This window comes from Erwinia sp. MYb375 (assembly GCF_037479175.1).
Lineage (GTDB): Bacteria > Pseudomonadota > Gammaproteobacteria > Enterobacterales > Enterobacteriaceae > Erwinia > Erwinia rhapontici.
The window spans coordinates 870,027-886,780 of record NZ_JBBGZS010000023.1 but is presented as its reverse complement, the minus strand read 5'-3'; the positions used below and the strand labels follow the sequence as shown (position 1 = coordinate 886,780).

The window sequence follows — 16,754 nt, the reverse complement described above, 5'->3', positions numbered from 1 at the left end:
TTGGAAACCGTAGCTTATCCTTTCCTGGTCGCAACGACCATTAATCAGCGCTAAATGTTAGGGGGAATGTAGTACAAACTCAGCCGAATATGTCATTATATCCCGCGCCTGAAAAGGCGTGCGGTGTCGGGCCCAGTCAGGGCTGTTCTTGCGTTGAAATGGATAAGGAGATAAGCGTGTCAGAAGAGAAGCTGGCTGCAGCAGAGTACAGTGATCGTATCTGCCTCAACTATATCGATTTCCTCTCCGCATCCTGTAAAAAACGCTGGAGCTTTGTTGACGCCATCTATGGTGTGATCCCGTTTTTTGGCATGATTACCCGCAAGTCAGCCACCAGCCCGCCTTCATCATCCGAACCGCTGAAAGATCTCGCGCTGCAAATCATCTCGACTCAGGTCAGTGATGAAATCAATATTGCCCGTCTGATCACCCTGGCGCAGCAGCAGCATATCGGGCAGTTTGATATCCTGATGCCTTACCCCTTGTCCGAATCACAGCTCGTTGCTATTCGCCAGGAGTACGCCAGGCCGCTCGACCTTGAGCAGCTCGACGATCGCCTCAGTGTGATGCTTCCGCAACTGGCACACTGACCCTCAGCGGGTCAGTATCCATACGGCAGGCAGGGCGGTGATCGCCAGCAGCACCATGATCGATTTTTCAACGCGGTGCAATGACGTCCCGGCGCGGCCACCACGGCGGGCAAACAAAAACACCACCATCCCCGGTGCGTACAGCACCACCGACAGCAGCAGATGCATCGGGCCTGACGCGTACAGCAGCCACACACCATAGACGCTGGCACCCAGCGCTACCATCATCGCCCCGGGTTTATTTAATTCACGCGCGACCTTAAACAGATAAGCACCGACCAGCAGATAGGGCACCAGAATCATCTCAGAAGCAATGGTCAGCAATGTGTTGTAGTCGGAGCCGGTCAGCCAGATCAGGATCAGACACACCTGCACACAGCCATTGGTCAGCCACAGCGATGCAGAAGGGGCCCCCCGCGCATTCTGCCGACTCAGACCGCGTGGGAACGCGCCATGCTGTGCCGCTACCAGCGGCACTTCCGCTGCCATGATGGTCCAGCTCAGATAAGCTCCGCAGACAGAAACAATCAGGCCGCTGACAATCACCAGGTTGCCCCAGGGGCCGATCAGCGTGGTCATCAATCCGGCCATTGAGGGATTACGCATTTCAGCCAGTTCGGCACGCGGGACGATCCCGAGCGACAGCAGTGTCACCAGCAGATAGATTGCCAGCGCCGCCGTGACCGCCAGCAGCGTGGCACGGCCCACGTCATGACGGTTTCGCGCACGCGATGAAACGACCACCGCACCTTCAATACCGATAAATACCCACAGCGTGATCAGCATGGTGTCTTTCACCTGCTGCCACACTGGTTTACCCAGCGCGACACCACTGAAATCGAAGCGAAAACGATCGTAATGGAACGCGGCAATAGCCAGCAGGACAAATAAGCCCAACGGCAGCAGTTTGCCCAGTGTCGCGATCAGATTAATGCTGGCCGCCGTCTGCACACCGCGCAGCACCAGTGCATGCACCAGCCACAGCAGGATTGAGGCTGCAAGCATGGCCTGCCAGGTGTTGCCATCGCCGAAAATGACATGGCCGGGAGAGTCAGTGAAGAAGCTCATGGCGGAGAAAACGATCACCAGGTAGGACACATTGGCAATCACGGCACATAGCCAGTAACCCCAGGCAGAACAGAAGCCAATCAGTTCGCCAAATCCCGCCTGTGCATAAGTGAAAATGCCGCCATCTAATTCGGGTTTCAACCGGCTCAGCAGCAGCATGGCCAGCGCCAGCAGCACGATCCCCACACCGGTGATGGCCCAACCAATCAGCAGGGCTGCCGGGCTGGCGACCGCCGCCATATTTTGTGGCAGGCTAAACACGCCCGCGCCCAACATGGAACTGAGTACCAGTGCCGTCAGCGCAGTAAGACCTAACTTTTTGTCCAAGAAAAACTCCGGTTACAGAATAAAATACCAGTTGTAACGACCATGTTGGTTTTAACTCAGGATGTGAGGCCAGAAAAAGCAACGAAACGCCTGAAAGTGGCGGGGGATTTTACGGACAGCGGCGGCAGGATGCAATGACTTACTATGCAAAAAGAGACGGGGATTATTCAGAACGACGGGGCAACCAGGCGGCTGCCCCGAAAAGAGACGTTACTTAAACAGGTCCGCAGAGACGGTCAGGTTACCGCCGCTCTGATTCGACCACTGACGGGTGACGTGATAATACTTGGCACCTTTGGCGATCGCACGGCGACCCACTTCTTCAGACACTTCAGTCGGGGTGCTGTAGTGGCCGGTAAAGGTCACGCTATCGTACGGCTGCATCTGCGCCGCCGTAATGGCATTCACTTCCTGCACACTTTTGCCATCCGGGGTAGTCACGGTATAACGCTTACCGGTTGAGCTTTGGGTTTCATAGAAACGGCCCACTTTGTTGCTTGGGGTTTCATTGGATGCCACACCCGGCAGTTCAACCGTTTTCGCTGCCGCACCGCCTGCTGCCAGCGCGGCTTTACCTGCTTCAGAATCCGCCGGGATCAGGTTAGGAGACTGTACCTGACGCTTAGGCGCATCGGCTTTATAGATGTAAGCCGTGATGATCTGGTTGCCACCGCTGTTGGTGTCGATCTGACGCACGATAAAGAAAGACTCTGCACCTTTCTCTTTTGCTGCGCGCGTAATGGCATCATTGACATCCGGCTGGCTGCGGAAAAAGCCGCTGGCGCTGACGGTGTCGTAAGGCTCAATAGTAAACGCTTCTGCTTTGGTCAGCTCACGCACGCCATTAATGATGCGATCTTTATTTTTCGGCGCGGCAGGCGCATCGGCATGATAGAGATCGGCCGTCACATTCCAGTTGCCGCCGTTGCCGTTGGTATCGTTGATACCCTGAATATAGTAAGAGGCTGCGCCAAGCGCATCAGCACGTTTTGATACGGCGTCGCTGGCCTCGTAGATGGCATTAAAACGCCCGCTAATGGTGATCCGATCAAACGGTTTCAGCGCAGCGGCTTTCTCCGGCGTCAGTTCCTGCGCCGCATGGGCGGTCAATGCTGTGAGTGACAACAGGGCTGATGCCAGAATGGTATTCTTCAGCTTCATAAAAATTAATCCTTCGCCTTACGCAAAAAATGAGTACAAAAACGTGCTGGACTCTTGATGTGTAACAGATTAGCGGATGATTATTGCATGTAATAATGTTCGCTGTCTCAGCCATTTTGTGGGGATTTGATGTCAGTGCAATTCCCGTTTTCAGAATAATGAAGAAAGCTGGCTGAAGCGTATCATTTTTCGAATATTAACCACTTAAGCGGGTAATTGTTAACACTTATATCGTTAAAGCATTGTTAATCAATGTTTTTTGATAACAGTTGTCGATGAATGTTAAAATTTATCGTAGCAGAACATGCGTTCTTTATGCCCTGATTCAGGCTCAATATATCGCTGGAAGGGGGGTGTACTGCTTTTTTATCGGTTAGTCATCATCAGGCACTGACTGCAGGTGGATCGGAACACTTATTTTCAGTAGGTTATAACCAGTTTGAGCCTGTTACGTTTCGGTCATAAGGGCCGGGACGATGAGAACATACCATCGTACTCTCTGAAGAAAAGGGAAGATTATGCTTATTGGTATTACCAAAGAGCGGTTACCCAACGAAGCCCGTGCTGCTGCCACACCGAAAACGGTTGAACAGTTATTAGCTCTGGGTTTTAGCGTCGCTGTAGAAAGCGGCGCGGGTAAACTCGCCAGTTTTGAAGATGCAGCCTTTGAAGCGGCTGGCGCAACCATTACCGATTCGGTGAATGTCTGGCAGTCCGATATCGTATTAAAAGTGAATGCGCCGACCGACGAGGAGATTGCTCTGACGCGTGCCGGAAGCACGCTGGTGAGCTTTATCTGGCCTGCGCAAAACCCGGAGCTGCTGGCAAAACTGGCCGCGCGTAACGTCACTGTGATGTCAATGGATGCCGTGCCGCGTATCTCGCGTGCACAGTCTCTTGATGCGCTAAGTTCGATGGCCAACATCGCCGGTTATCGTGCGATTGTTGAGGCCGCGCATGAATTTGGCCGCTTCTTTACCGGGCAAATTACCGCCGCCGGTAAAGTGCCACCTGCGAAAGTGATGGTGATTGGTGCCGGGGTGGCCGGTCTGGCCGCTATCGGTGCAGGGCGCAGCCTGGGCGCTATCGTACGTGCCTTTGATACTCGCCCTGAAGTGAAAGAACAGGTACAAAGCATGGGTGCGGAGTTCCTCGAACTTGATTTTGAGGAAGAAGCGGGCAGCGGTGATGGTTATGCGAAAGTCATGTCAGAAGCCTTTATTAAGGCCGAAATGGCACTGTTTGCGGCTCAGGCGGAAGAAGTGGACATTATTGTCACCACCGCGCTGATCCCGGGCAAACCGGCACCGACGCTGATCACCGCAGAGATGGTCGCCTCCATGAAACCGGGCAGCGTGATCGTCGATCTGGCTGCGCAAAACGGCGGTAACTGTGAGCTGACCGTGGCCGATACCATCACCACCAGCCCGAACGGGGTGAAAATCATCGGTTACACCGATCTGCCAAGTCGTCTGCCGACTCAGTCTTCACAGCTTTATGGCACCAACCTGGTGAACCTGATGAAGCTGCTGTGCAAAGAGAAGAACGGTGAAATCACTATCGACTTTGACGATGTGGTGATCCGCGGTGTGACCGTGATCCGTGATGGCGAAATCACCTGGCCTGCACCGCCGATTCAGGTATCTGCTGCGCCGAAAGCGGCCAAAGTGGAAACCCCGATCGAAAAACCGGTGGAAAAACCTGTCTCACCGCTGCGTAAATACGGGCTGCTGGTGCTGGCGATTGTGCTGTTTGGCTGGCTGGCCAATGTGGCTCCACCTGAGTTCCTTTCGCACTTCACCGTCTTTGCGCTCTCCTGCGTGGTGGGTTACTACGTGGTGTGGAACGTCAGTCATGCTCTGCATACGCCGCTGATGTCGGTGACCAATGCCATTTCAGGCATTATCGTCGTCGGTGCCGTGTTGCAGATTGGTCATGGCGGCTGGGTCAGCTTCCTGTCCTTCGTTGCGGTGCTGATTGCCAGCATCAATATCTTTGGTGGCTTTACCGTCACCCAGCGCATGCTGAAAATGTTCCGTAAAAACTGAGGGGAAGTCCATGTCTGGCGGATTAGTGACGGCAGCTTATATCATCGCTGCGATCCTGTTTATTTGCAGCCTTGCCGGGTTGTCTAAACATGAGACCTCGAAGCAGGGGAATATTTTTGGCGTAAGCGGAATGGCGCTGGCGCTGGTGGTGACCATCTTCGGTCCGGATACGGGCAACGTTGCCTGGATCCTGCTGGCGATGGTGATCGGTGGTGCTATCGGTATTCGTCTGGCGAAGAAAGTCGAAATGACCGAAATGCCAGAGCTGGTGGCCATGCTGCACAGCTTTGTGGGGCTGGCTGCGGTGTTGGTCGGTGTTAACAGCTACCTGGATCACGGCCCGGGCCTGCTTCCGGTGATGGAAAACATCCATCTGACCGAGATCTTCATCGGTATCTTTATCGGTGCGGTGACCTTTACCGGTTCTATTGTGGCCTTTGGTAAGCTGTGCGGCAAAATTTCTTCGCGCCCGCTGGCGTTGCCACATCGTCATAAGCTGAACCTGCTGGCACTGGTGGTTTCACTGGCATTGTTGATTATGTTTGTGCGCAGTGACAGCACCGGAACCCAGGCCTTTGCGCTGGTGATAATGACGCTGATCGCTCTGGCGTTCGGCTGGCATCTGGTGGCGTCTATCGGCGGTGCGGATATGCCTGTCGTGGTCTCCATGCTGAACTCCTACTCGGGTTGGGCAGCGGCAGCGGCGGGCTTTATGCTCAGCAACGACCTGCTGATCGTCACCGGGGCGCTGGTCGGTTCAAGCGGTGCCATCCTCTCTTACATTATGTGTAAGGCGATGAACCGTTCATTCTTCAGCGTGATTGCCGGTGGGTTTGGTACTGACAGCAGCTCAACCGGTGAAGGCGAAGAGATGGGCGAGTATCGCGAAATCGATGCCGCGGGCACCGCTGAACTGCTGAAAAACTCCACCACGGTGGTTATCACCCCAGGCTACGGCATGGCGGTGGCGCAGGCTCAGTATCCGGTGGCAGAAATTACCGCCAAACTGCGTGAGCGCGGCATCAAGGTGCGTTTCGGTATTCACCCGGTAGCGGGTCGTCGTCCTGGTCACATGAACGTCCTGCTGGCCGAAGCCAAAGTGCCGTATGACATCGTGCTGGAAATGGATGAGATCAACGATGATTTCAGCGATACGGATACCGTACTGGTTATCGGCGCCAATGACACCGTAAATCCGGCGGCACAGGAAGACCCACGCAGCCCAATCGCAGGCATGCCCGTGCTGGAAGTGTGGAAAGCGCAAAATGTGGTGGTGTTTAAGCGTTCGATGAATACCGGCTATGCGGGTGTGCAGAATCCGCTGTTCTTCAAAGAGAACACCCAGATGCTGTTCGGTGATGCGAAAGCAACGGTAGAAGCGATTCTGAAAGCGCTGTAACAACATAGCGGGGCGACAGGACCAACGTGGCCCCATACACCAAGAGCTGACCCTGGATACGGGGCAGCTCTTTTTTTTGCCGGTGGTCTAGCCCCGGCTATCCGGGTTCTGCTCGCCGATAAACCAGTACCACAGTGGGATAGACAGCAGCACGGTAAACACGGAGCTGTAAATCAGGATCATAAAGAACTCAGAAACATACAGTTCTACCGGCCAGGTAGAGAAGGGCATATTATATTCATCGATGGCACCACCGATGATCGCTTTGGTCATCACGATCGCGGCGCACACCCACAGGCAAGCCTGAGCGATAAAGAAATTCCGGCGTTTTTTGCCCGGAGGGAATAATGACATGATGTGTACTCCTTTACTGTTTTCTAAAATTTAACGTCAAGTGGCATCAACGTTACCCGCCCGGCTGATGCGGACATTGTAGCGTTTCTTCCACACGGGCCGAAAGCACTGAAATTACATTCCTGCGAGTGTCGCATATTCATTTCAGGCGTAAGCAGTGACTAAAATAAAAATAACAACCTTAGAAAGAGAATGAAAAAACAGGCGGTGCGCGCGGTTGTACAATACCCGGTAAGAAGGCGGAAGGGTGCCAGGATTCATAGCGTGAGGGTGGCATCCGTAACGTCAGACGGTACAGCAGCCAAATTAGTGGGATAAAGACGATGAGCAGTACGGGGAAATGTGCCAGCAACTGGCAATATCCGCAGGCAACGTCATCCATCATACCCATACCGCCCGGCATCGTATGATGCTGGCCCTGGTATGACGGAGGCGTTGCTGCCATTGACGATGGCGCTGAGTGCAGAGTAGACATCTCATCCATCGTCATGCCGCTCATGTCTCCATGATGCATCGACGCCATTTCTGCGTGATCTTCATGTGCAGTGGCATCCGGTGCGGATACACGCTGATGTTCCAGACGTTGAGAGACATCCGGTGCAATGAACAACAGCAGGACAGCCAGAATAGCGATAAATGCCGGTATTCGACGCTGCGACAGGCGATAAAAAGAAACCAACAGGCAACCCATAGCAGAGTGAAAAGATAGATGAAGTGTAGCGATTTTTATTCCCGATGTTAACGGGAAATTTAATTAATCATCTTCTTTCCCTTTTATTTGGTTACAGGGGGAATACCCGCGATAAATAAGGTGTGCGATTCAGTGACAGTACAGGGTTTGTCCCGCCTGTGGGACAGTGTTTGGTAGTGTTTTTCCCATCTGCCTCTGTTTAGATAAGACTCCGGCCGGAACCGACAGTTATTTTATTGTTACCGGAGAACACCATGAATATTATCGCCATCACCGCCTGTCCCACCGGGGTGGCCCACACTTATCTGGCCGAAAGTAATTTGAAAAAAGCCGCCAGAAAGCTGGGCCTTTCCCTGCGAGTGGAGACTCAGGGTGCTATTGAGAGCAAGTACATCCTCAGCCCTGATGATATTTCTGCCGCAGATATTGTCCTGATCGCCGCTGATAAAAAAGTTGATATGGCGCGTTTTCAGCACAAGAACATTGTCGAAGTCCCGGTCGCCCGGGCGGCAAGAGACGCCGAAGGGCTGCTCAACGCCATCACCGCCGGAGAGTTAACCCCACACCGGCTGGAGATTGCCCGCGAAGAGGGCGATGTGGTGCCCGTAGTCAGTAGCAACAGCTGGTATTCCAGCATCTATGTCCACCTTATTACCGGGGTCAACCTGATGATCCCGTTTGTGGTTGCCGGAGGGATACTGATTGCTCTCAGTTTCTCATTTGGGATCACCGCCGCCACGCCGGGTGATGCCAACTTCAGCCCGCTGGCGAAAATGCTGTCCGATATCGGCGGGGGATCGGCGTTTGCCCTGATGCTGCCGATCCTGTCACTGGGTATCAGCCAGTCCATTAGTGGGAAAATGGGTATCGTCTCCGGTGCGGTCGGCGGAATGATGGCCATCCACACCGGCTCGGGCTTTCTTGGCGCGCTGCTGGCGGGTTTTCTTGCGGGTTACGTCACACTGATGATTGTCCGCTACATTCGCCTGCCAGAGGTGATTGCCGGGCTGAAGCCGATTTTGATTGTGCCGTTACTGAGCGTGTTGATCACCGGGGCGCTGATGGTGTGGCTGATCGGCGAGCCGATTAAATTACTGCTTGGCTGGTTGACGGACTTCCTCAATGCACTGGGACACACCAACTCGGCCATTCTTGGTCTGCTGTTTGGCATGATGGTGGCCTTTGATATGGGGGGGCCATTGAATAAAACCGTGTGTATGTTTGCCATTGGCCTGATGTCCAGCGGCATCTACGGGCCGATTGCCGCGTGTATGGCTGCCGGAATGGTGCCACCGCTGGGGATAGCGCTCGCTACATTGCTGTTCCGGCGTAAATTCAGCCGCAGCGAACGTGAGACGGGCAAAGTGACGTGGGTGCTGGGGCTGTCGTTTATTACCGAAGGCGCTATCCCCTACGCGGTGTCCGATCCGCTGCGGGTAATCCCGGCGATTGTGGCGGGTTCTGGGCTGGCTGGCGCATTATCGATGGCACTGGGTTGCGCATCGCGTGCACCTCATGGCGGTATTTTTGTGATGTTTATTCCGAATGTGATCGCTAATCTGGCCGCGTATCTGCTGGCTATTGCTGCCGGCTCACTGTTAACGGCATTGATCCTGTGGTTCCTGAAAAAGGATGTCGTGGAGACAGCAACGTCATCATAGGGGTCCGCTTGGAAAACGGAAAATATCCTACGTTAAGGCCGTTTCTTAAGCAGACATGACAGGCAGCTCTGAGCGAAGAGCAGACATTGCTAACAGCTTTAAGCGTGTTTAAAAGGAGATTGGGAGGTTGTAGCAGTCTTAGCAAGCCAAGTCTTACTAAAAGGGTTCAATCTCCTCCTTCCAATCTTTACCGAGAGGATGCTTAAAATAATGTTCATTCAGAGCATCAACTATCGTATTTAGGCGGTCTTGACGGGCAATCTGAAGAATCTGCTGACCGTCTTTCCAGTCAACCGAAATGCGTTGATTTTTATCTCGAAAAGCTTTCAATTTTTCTTCTGCTTCCGGGGTGAAGGTGGAAGAGGTCCAGTATTCAAATGTGAGTTTCCGGTCTCTGTAAGCTTCGCTATTCTGATAAAACCGGCGTATGCGCTGTACTCGATCAAACCATTTCTCGACCATATCAACGGTAATGTGTCTGCGAACCTCGTATCCCTTACACTCATAACATTTGATCTCAACCTCATGCCTGAAGCCGATTACGTCTATCTCTGCGCTCTCATTTTCATGAGTAACAACTTTATTCATATCAACGTTTGAAACGTTCTGAGTCTTCAGAACCACATGGCAGGCCAGCATCTCAAACATTACGCCGCGTAGGTTGATTGCTGCGCCTTCAATGCGATTAATACCCTTTAACAGTTCATTTATCTTCCCCGGATTTGCCGCAGCAACACGCGCTGCCCGAGCAAGAGTACTAAGAAGACTGTCGAGAAGGTGCGCAATATCTGTTCCGAGAAAATTATTCACAGTTGTGAGCACCACTCCCGCATTTCGGGCCAAAAGAATGGATTCATTATCGAATGATGCTGCGATCAGCATTGCCATGAAAGGTCTGCTGTTTCGCAAACTACGGCATCGGTTGACCTTGGCAATAAAGGCTTGAATGCCTTCTTCTGTAATATTGGCATAAACAATATCTGCGACCACAAATCCGTTCTGAGTATCCTGATTGGCAACAGTTGAGATGGGACGGATATAAGATGGGGCTGTTATATCCCAGTGATGGTGAGAAAAATCAGGCATTTTTTCCGGATTTCGCACCTGCACTTTATTAAAACTGGCCATACCATTCTTGCGCAGCCATTCTGACACCCCCTTTATAAGGATTTCTTCGATAAGTAACTGTCCGCGAACATCTCGCGGCGACTTATGGCCCTCATGCAAATGGACGTAAGAAATCAGGCACGCGCCAAGGGCATCATCTTTATCACGCCTTATGAGTTCCCCCCTTACCATCTGGTCTTCAAGCAGTTTAACGGGCACATGTTTGGTCAGTTTGACAGGCGCACCTGAAACTTTTGCAAGGAGATAAGCTGGTATTACGCCCTGATAGGCTCTCAAAGCGAAGAATGTATTCGCATAAACCGAACGGGCCTCACTATGGGCTGATAACAGTGCATTCCAGAAGTTGCGAGTATTGTAATCTTTGTTCAAATACAGAAATGCCTCACGCTTTGGTAAGGGCATATGGGGAAAACGCATGATGTTTTCTCCAGCACGGGAAATGCGCTGGCGTGCAGCCTCCTCGGATAGTCCCTTTTTGATCAGGATTTCTTTCATTTTCGAAGAAGCCATTGGGCCATGCGTGTACAGCAGTCCTTCAATATCGACTTTCATAAGATGTCACACTGCGCTATTTATAATAATACTACTATGGCTGGTCTCCTTTTCAAGAGGAACCGATATCCATTCTTAACTATATGATTTAATTAGCTCACGTGCATCCAAATGTTGTGCAAAAAAAAAGCAAATGTCACAGTACTTTTTTTGACCTGCTTTTTTCAGTGATCATTTGCATCAATTTATGCTTTTATCTCTAAACTGCTAGGTGACTAATGACCATATGATCCATATGGCAAATATGAACATTTTCTCTACTGCTAATCATTGCTACCGCCTGAATTACAAGGTTTTTTTGTAGAGCTGTGTCCCAATAAATAATGCTGAATAGAGATAGCAATGTCCGCTTCTGGCACTCAGCAGACGTTCAGGCCTATCAAGATTCCTGCTTTGCTGGCGGAAGCAATTTTTTAGCTTCGTGAATGAGCTTTTCAATCTCTTCCAGAGGGATGCATCCTTCGTAGCAAGAAAAAGAGAACTCATGAGTGACATCGGAATAGAAGACTTCAGCAATTTGCCGGAGCGGGGATGTTCCAGTCTCAGAAAGCTCGAGGAACATCCCATCACGGATGACATCGCTTCCACGGGTGAGGTTGTATTGGATCTTAGTCATAGATTTAATTTTCCATCTTTCCTATTAACAAGGCCTCTGTTCGAGCGCAGTAAAACATACCCCAGAAGATAACGTGCACAGATCCGCAAAGAGCGACAAGCCGATGTTCTGTTCGCAGAAGACATGGCAGTTAACTGTCTATATGGTCGGGATCAGTCCTGCTTGCTGATATGTCACCATCAGTTCGTCAAACAATTCAATGTCCTGACGAGTACGTGCTATCAGCTGAGCCCCCGCAACAGCTGTATAAATAGCCAGAGCATGCTTTTTATAATCCTCAGAATCGCCTCCACCTTTCTCACTAAGCATTTGGCTCAGCCACACTACATTGGCATCAACAAAAGCCTGCACTTCGGCCTTAACTTCTTGAGGCAGATCTTCATATTCAGCAGCCATGAAGCTGGACAAACAAAGCCTGTTGTCGTTTTCAAGAGATTGTCGGAAAATGCTGGGATAACGCTTCAGCGCCTCGCCGATGCTGGGACTCGTGTTGCGTATTGTCTCTAAATGCTGAGCAGTATCCTGCCAGTAGCGGTGAGCAACCGCAGCGCCAAGCTTCGCCTTACTGGCAAAGTGATAATAGATACTGGCATTTTTAATGCCTACCTTCGTCGCAATACTGCGAAAGTTTATCCCGTTATATCCGTGCTTCTGAGCCGCACACTTCGCTTCGGCCAGTATCGCTTCCCGTGCATTTACGCTCATATTAGCCTCTTTCTGAAACGTTCAGAACGTCACTATACACGGTCCGAAGTCACCTGCCAATTGACAGGTAGGTATTGACATCAGTCAAGAGCGGGTTCACTCTTAACCCTGAAACTACCAACTGGTAGGCAGTTACTGTCTTTTACTTATGAACTCTTACTCACAGAAGTTAAGGAACTCCCTCACATGAAAATCTATGACTGGTATGACGGCCCCTATCCTGCACGTGTCCGTATCGCGCTTGCCGAGAAAGGGATGCTTTCCACAACAGAATTTGTCCCGGTTAACTTATGGACTGGTGAGCATAAAAAGAACGACTTCCTCGCCATCAACTATTCAGGCACGCTGCCTGTTCTGGAGCTTGATGATGGCACGCTCATCGCAGAGTGTACGGCTATCACGCAGTATCTGGATGCCCTTGACGCGCCATACAGTCTGACCGGTACAACTCCAGCAGATAAGGGCATCATTCATATGATGACTAAGCGCGCTGAAATTGAGTTTCTCGATGCAGTTAGCACTTATTTTCATCATGCCACGCCAGGGTTGGGACCGGAGGTTGAACTGTATCAAAATCCTGAGTGGGGCAACCGGATGCGAGACAAGGCAGTCCGGGGGATGCATTACTTTGACCGAGTTCTGCAAATGCAACCTTATGTTGCCGGTGATACTTTCTCAATGGCAGATATCGCGGTAATCGGAGGGATGATCTTTTCTACGTTAGTGAAGCTTTCCGTACCGTCAGAGTGTGCAGCCTTGCATGAGTGGTATAACCGAATGCAGGCAAGGCCATCCGTTCAGCAGTGGAAGGCGATGGTTGATGCTGAACGTTTGCAGAGAAAGGTGTGATTACTATGCCTGCTTAATTTGCTTAACCCTCCGCATACCCTGTGCGGAGGGGCTGGAACTGACAAGGGCAGTTGATTCCGTTCGATATGCCATACCCAGAATGAGCGAACTGTTCACCGACGCGCCTTCCGACATGCTACGTCCGCTTTTGGCTGTGAGTTCAACCGATGGATGCAACACACTGATTGAACCGCTCTGCGGGTGATTCATAGTCTAGCGTTTTCCTTGGTCTCTCGTTGAGCTGTCTGGCAACATTGTTTAGTCTTTGCTGACTGTGAACTGATAAGTCAGTTCCTTTTGGAAAATATTGTCTGAGCAATCTGTTCGTATTTTCATTTGAGCCACGTTGCCAGGGAGATTGGGGATCACAGAAATAAACCTGAATGTCTGTGGCCACAGTAAATCGGGTGTGGTTGGTCATTTCAGCACCCCGATCCCATGTTAATGTTTTATAAAGCTCAACGGGTAATTCCCGGGCTTGTTTGATGAGTGCAGATATAACCGTTATGGTCTTGTTGTCTCTGATTTTAGCCAGCATAACAAAGCGGGAATGGCGTTCTACGAGAGTGACGATATAGGAGTTTTTCGAGCCCTGGATCAGATCGCCTTCCCAGTGACCTGGTATGGCTCTGTCTGCGGCTTCAGGTGGCCTTTCTCTGATAGGTATCGCATCCGGGATTGACCCTAATCCTTTCCCTTTAAGCGATGACGTTCTGGATCTACGCACAACTCTTCCGCTTCTGAGGCATTGCTGTAGTTCTTTTTTTAATGCTCCCCGGGTTTGTATAAAAAGCGTTTTATAAATCGTTTCGTGTGACACATGCATTTCCTGATTATCCGGATAACAGCGTTTCAGCCAACCGGCGATTTGTTCCGGCGACCAGTCCTGATGCATCTTCTCTGCGATGATTTTACACAGTGTGGGTCTTTCAATTAGCTTGCAAGGTTTTGGTCTCAAAGCATTTTCCCACGCAGCAGTGTCCGCTTTTGATGCACGGTATTGTTTTGCACCTCCGTGCCTCTTGATCTCGCGGCTAATCGTTGAGGGGGCTCTTGATAATTTGTCAGCGATGTCCCTGATGCTACGTTTTGCTACCAGCCCTCTGGATATCTCCTCTCTTTCATCAAGCGAAAGCGCTAACCGGTGCCGCTTTCGGACAGGGGGACGGTATCCACCAGTCTGATGGATAGTGGGCATGATCGAAGAATGGTATCTGTCGAACATTCTGGCGATATCATGCAGGGAATCCCCTTGCTTATATCTGTCCCAGATAATCGCTTTCTGTTCTGGCGTGTAGTTAATTCGAGTTCTTCGTTTCATGGTAACGTCCCCCCTTGATTAAGGATAGCGTTGCATCGATCCGTTGAACTCACAGCACAAAGCGGCCTGTCATACCTCATTAAGACACAGGCCTAGCGTAGGATATTTTCCGTTTTCCAAGCGGACCCCAAAAAGGATGTCGTGGAGACAGCAACGTCATCATAACGCAGGGGAGTGAGAGGGCGAACCTGGGGTTCAGGCTCGCCCATGCCCATTAATCGTCTTCGTCATCATCCAGTTCGACCGGAGAGGTGAAACCGTCAGGCTTGATCGCCAGCAGGTCACAGCGCAGATGGTCAATGACCTGCTCGGCGGTATTCCCAAGGAACGCTGCCGACAGCCCGGTACGGCCTATAGTGCCGAGCACCACCACACCCGCATCCAGGTGTGCGGCCAGTTCCGGGATCACCTCTTCAGGTAGTCCTTTCTCCACATGGGTGAACTTCTCATCAATACAGAATGACTGACGCAGCGCCTTCATTGCCACCAGATGCTGACCACGGATGGCATCGTTGTAGACGCTCGGATCAAAGTCTGGCAGCTCAATGGCGATATTGATTGGTGTAACAGGGTAAGCGCCGACCAGATGCACTTCCGTATGGTTAACCCGTTCGGCCAGCTCCAGCGTTTCTCTGACCAGTTTGCTGTTTAACGGATCGTGATGTGGCTCTTCGCTGGCGAGGTTTACCGCCACCACCGCCTTGCCGCCTTCCGGCCAGGCCTGATCTTTGACCATCCAGACCGGGCACGGGCATTTGCGCAGCAGGTGCCAGTCGGTTGGGGTAAATACCACCGCCTGTAAGCGGTCATGCTGGTGGGCCATCTTAATCACCAGATCGTGTTTGCTGTTCAGCACTTCCTGGATAATCGCTTCGAACGGACGATTGTGCCAAATCACCTTGATATCAATCTGCACGCCGGCCGCGAGATAGGCCTGCGCCTGTTCGCGGATCCACTCAGTGCGTTGGCTGATGACCCCTTTACGCATGGTGACGCGTTCATCGGGTGAAAGCAGCGTGGTCATCTCATAGGAGAAGTCGTAAATGGGAAGAAAACAGGTAATCTTACCGCCAAGCCGCTGATTAAGGTAAACAGCACGACGAAGTGCGGGCTGGTCGTCCTGTTGCGGATCGATCGCCACCAGAATGTTTTGATATTGAGCCATAACGGTTTCTCCTTACACTGAGCGTGTCAGCTTAAAGATAGCCCAATCGCGGCAAAGGAAGAAGAGGAAAAGTTGTTGCCGGATCAATAAAATAAGAAATATTGATCCGGCAATGGTCAGGCGATGGCACGACTCTGGCCTGCCAGTTCTGACAGAATTTCATGATTTTCGATGGTGATGTATTTACCTTTCACCGCCAGCATGCCGCTTTTCTGGAAGCGACCGAGCAGACGGCTGATGGTTTCTACCGTCAATCCAAGGTAGTTACCAATATCACCACGGGTCATGGTCAGACGGAATTCACGCTGTGAGAAACCACGCTGGCCGAAGCGGCGCGACAGACCGTAAATAAAGGCGGCCAGACGTTCTTCCGCATTTTTCTTCGACAACAGCAGGATCATTTCCTGGTCGCCCTTAATTTCGCCGCTCATCAGGCGCATCATCTGCTGACGCAGGCTGGGCATTTTACCGGAAAGATCGTCGAGGGTTTCGAAAGGAATTTCGCACACCATGGCGGTTTCTAACGCCTGAGCGAAGCTGGGATGCTGGTTACCGCTGATGGCATCAAAGCCGACCAGGTCACCCGCCAGATGAAAGCCGGTAATCTGCTCATCACCTTGTTCGGTGATGGTGTAGCTTTTAATGGTCCCGGAGCGAATCGCGTACAGGGAACGCAGTTCGTCACCCGCTTTAAACAGCGTTTGTCCTTTCTGAATCGGTTTTTTACGCTCGATGATGTTATCAAGCTGGTCCAGCTCATGCTCGTTAAGCGTGAAGGGAATACAAAGCTGACTGATGCTGCAATCCTGGCAGTGAATGGCGCAACCACCCGATTGTATGCGTCTAGTGATAATTCGCTTTTCCGGAATCATAATGTACGCTCGATGATAATTGACTGACATCAATTTACCATTTTTCCTGCGCATAAGGGAACTCATCTGAGCAGTTTTAGGCACAATAAATATGTGGACGTTATTAACAATCGTCATCTCTGTAAAAGTTGTGTGAAAAATAATCCGTAATCAGATGATTCGTAGGCTAACCTCCGCCAAATTAGGCTTGATACCCGATTTTTTAGTTAAGCTCACCACAGAATCCACCTCCATGATCCGTATCAAT

The 16,754-nt window shown here is 51.3% G+C and carries 15 protein-coding genes; 5 read left to right on the top strand and 10 right to left on the bottom strand.

Annotation, left to right across the window (positions count from 1 at the left end):
* The first annotated feature begins 158 nt into the window (after positions 1-158).
* Complete coding sequence (locus tag WH279_RS17050; protein WP_339457834.1) at positions 159-590, top strand: hypothetical protein; 432 nt, start codon at positions 159-161, stop codon at positions 588-590.
* A gap of 3 nt (positions 591-593) precedes the next feature.
* On the opposite strand, the gene WH279_RS17045 is transcribed toward WH279_RS17050, so the two are convergent.
* Positions 594-1,985, bottom strand: coding sequence for an amino acid permease (locus WH279_RS17045; RefSeq protein WP_200642497.1), 1,392 nt, complete (start codon positions 1,983-1,985; stop codon positions 594-596).
* A 210-nt stretch (positions 1,986-2,195) separates the two neighbouring features.
* On the bottom strand, positions 2,196-3,146 hold the full coding sequence (ydgH, locus tag WH279_RS17040; protein ID WP_339457833.1) for a DUF1471 family protein YdgH: 951 nt from the start codon (positions 3,144-3,146) through the stop codon (positions 2,196-2,198).
* 518 nt (positions 3,147-3,664) lie between these two features.
* Between ydgH and pntA the strand changes: the two genes are divergently transcribed.
* Together pntA and pntB are read left to right on the top strand one after the other, a co-directional pair.
* The gene (pntA, locus tag WH279_RS17035; protein ID WP_167863807.1) at positions 3,665-5,194 is read left to right on the top strand and encodes a Re/Si-specific NAD(P)(+) transhydrogenase subunit alpha; all 1,530 of its coding nucleotides are present in this window, start codon (positions 3,665-3,667) and stop codon (positions 5,192-5,194) included.
* A gap of 10 nt (positions 5,195-5,204) precedes the next feature.
* Positions 5,205-6,593 carry a Re/Si-specific NAD(P)(+) transhydrogenase subunit beta gene (gene pntB / locus WH279_RS17030; protein WP_339457832.1) on the top strand — a complete coding sequence of 463 codons (1,389 nt, stop codon included), beginning with the start codon at positions 5,205-5,207 and terminating at the stop codon, positions 6,591-6,593.
* Positions 6,594-6,680: 87 nt separating this feature from the next.
* Here pntB and WH279_RS17025 read toward each other — a convergent pair whose 3' ends face one another.
* Both WH279_RS17025 and WH279_RS17020 read right to left on the bottom strand, forming a co-directional pair.
* Positions 6,681-6,947 carry a DUF2534 family protein gene (locus tag WH279_RS17025; RefSeq protein WP_133841934.1) on the bottom strand — a complete coding sequence of 89 codons (267 nt, stop codon included), beginning with the start codon at positions 6,945-6,947 and terminating at the stop codon, positions 6,681-6,683.
* Positions 6,948-7,128: 181 nt separating this feature from the next.
* A complete protein-coding gene (locus WH279_RS17020; RefSeq protein ID WP_339457831.1) occupies positions 7,129-7,626 on the bottom strand; it encodes a DUF2946 domain-containing protein in 498 nt (165 codons plus the stop codon).
* 266 nt (positions 7,627-7,892) lie between these two features.
* On the opposite strand from WH279_RS17020, the gene WH279_RS17015 reads away from it, so the two are divergent.
* Positions 7,893-9,299 (top strand): PTS fructose transporter subunit IIC, encoded by a 1,407-nt coding sequence (locus tag WH279_RS17015; RefSeq protein WP_200642499.1) that lies wholly within the window; start codon positions 7,893-7,895, stop codon positions 9,297-9,299.
* Between the two features lie 156 nt (positions 9,300-9,455).
* On the opposite strand, the gene WH279_RS17010 is transcribed toward WH279_RS17015, so the two are convergent.
* The 3 genes from WH279_RS17010 to WH279_RS17000 form a co-directional block, all read right to left on the bottom strand.
* The gene (locus WH279_RS17010; RefSeq protein WP_187501638.1) at positions 9,456-10,979 is read right to left on the bottom strand and encodes a hypothetical protein; all 1,524 of its coding nucleotides are present in this window, start codon (positions 10,977-10,979) and stop codon (positions 9,456-9,458) included.
* Positions 10,980-11,358: 379 nt separating this feature from the next.
* Complete coding sequence (locus WH279_RS17005; RefSeq protein ID WP_339457830.1) at positions 11,359-11,595, bottom strand: hypothetical protein; 237 nt, start codon at positions 11,593-11,595, stop codon at positions 11,359-11,361.
* A gap of 138 nt (positions 11,596-11,733) precedes the next feature.
* Positions 11,734-12,300 carry a TetR/AcrR family transcriptional regulator gene (locus WH279_RS17000; RefSeq protein ID WP_339457829.1) on the bottom strand — a complete coding sequence of 189 codons (567 nt, stop codon included), beginning with the start codon at positions 12,298-12,300 and terminating at the stop codon, positions 11,734-11,736.
* A gap of 186 nt (positions 12,301-12,486) precedes the next feature.
* On the opposite strand from WH279_RS17000, the gene WH279_RS16995 reads away from it, so the two are divergent.
* Positions 12,487-13,149, top strand: coding sequence for a glutathione S-transferase (locus tag WH279_RS16995; protein WP_339457828.1), 663 nt, complete (start codon positions 12,487-12,489; stop codon positions 13,147-13,149).
* Between the two features lie 160 nt (positions 13,150-13,309).
* On the opposite strand, the gene WH279_RS16990 is transcribed toward WH279_RS16995, so the two are convergent.
* From WH279_RS16990 to WH279_RS16980, 3 genes are all read right to left on the bottom strand, one after another.
* Complete coding sequence (locus tag WH279_RS16990) at positions 13,310-14,470, bottom strand: IS30 family transposase (protein ID WP_339457827.1); 1,161 nt, start codon at positions 14,468-14,470, stop codon at positions 13,310-13,312.
* Positions 14,471-14,684: 214 nt separating this feature from the next.
* The gene (gene uspE, locus WH279_RS16985; protein ID WP_200642500.1) at positions 14,685-15,635 is read right to left on the bottom strand and encodes a universal stress protein UspE; all 951 of its coding nucleotides are present in this window, start codon (positions 15,633-15,635) and stop codon (positions 14,685-14,687) included.
* Between the two features lie 116 nt (positions 15,636-15,751).
* Positions 15,752-16,507: an FNR family transcription factor gene (locus WH279_RS16980; protein ID WP_133841937.1), complete on the bottom strand. Its 756-nt coding sequence runs from the start codon at positions 16,505-16,507 to the stop codon at positions 15,752-15,754.
* Between the last annotated feature and the right edge of the window lie 247 nt (positions 16,508-16,754).

What these genes read in the sequence shown, in the direction of transcription:
- uspE (WP_200642500.1), bottom strand. Translation starts at nt 15,635, where the DNA reads ATGGCTCAATATCAAAACATTCTGGTGGCGATCGATCCGCAACAGGAC.
- WH279_RS16980 (WP_133841937.1), bottom strand. Translation starts at nt 16,507, where the DNA reads ATGATTCCGGAAAAGCGAATTATCACTAGACGCATACAATCGGGTGGT.
- pntA (WP_167863807.1), top strand. Translation starts at nt 3,665, where the DNA reads ATGCTTATTGGTATTACCAAAGAGCGGTTACCCAACGAAGCCCGTGCT.
- WH279_RS17010 (WP_187501638.1), bottom strand. Translation starts at nt 10,979, where the DNA reads ATGAAAGTCGATATTGAAGGACTGCTGTACACGCATGGCCCAATGGCT.
- WH279_RS17025 (WP_133841934.1), bottom strand. Translation starts at nt 6,947, where the DNA reads ATGTCATTATTCCCTCCGGGCAAAAAACGCCGGAATTTCTTTATCGCT.
- pntB (WP_339457832.1), top strand. Translation starts at nt 5,205, where the DNA reads ATGTCTGGCGGATTAGTGACGGCAGCTTATATCATCGCTGCGATCCTG.
- WH279_RS17005 (WP_339457830.1), bottom strand. Translation starts at nt 11,595, where the DNA reads ATGACTAAGATCCAATACAACCTCACCCGTGGAAGCGATGTCATCCGT.
- WH279_RS17000 (WP_339457829.1), bottom strand. Translation starts at nt 12,300, where the DNA reads ATGAGCGTAAATGCACGGGAAGCGATACTGGCCGAAGCGAAGTGTGCG.
- WH279_RS16995 (WP_339457828.1), top strand. Translation starts at nt 12,487, where the DNA reads ATGAAAATCTATGACTGGTATGACGGCCCCTATCCTGCACGTGTCCGT.
- WH279_RS16990 (WP_339457827.1), bottom strand. Translation starts at nt 14,470, where the DNA reads ATGAAACGAAGAACTCGAATTAACTACACGCCAGAACAGAAAGCGATT.
- WH279_RS17050 (WP_339457834.1), top strand. Translation starts at nt 159, where the DNA reads ATGGATAAGGAGATAAGCGTGTCAGAAGAGAAGCTGGCTGCAGCAGAG.
- ydgH (WP_339457833.1), bottom strand. Translation starts at nt 3,146, where the DNA reads ATGAAGCTGAAGAATACCATTCTGGCATCAGCCCTGTTGTCACTCACA.
- WH279_RS17015 (WP_200642499.1), top strand. Translation starts at nt 7,893, where the DNA reads ATGAATATTATCGCCATCACCGCCTGTCCCACCGGGGTGGCCCACACT.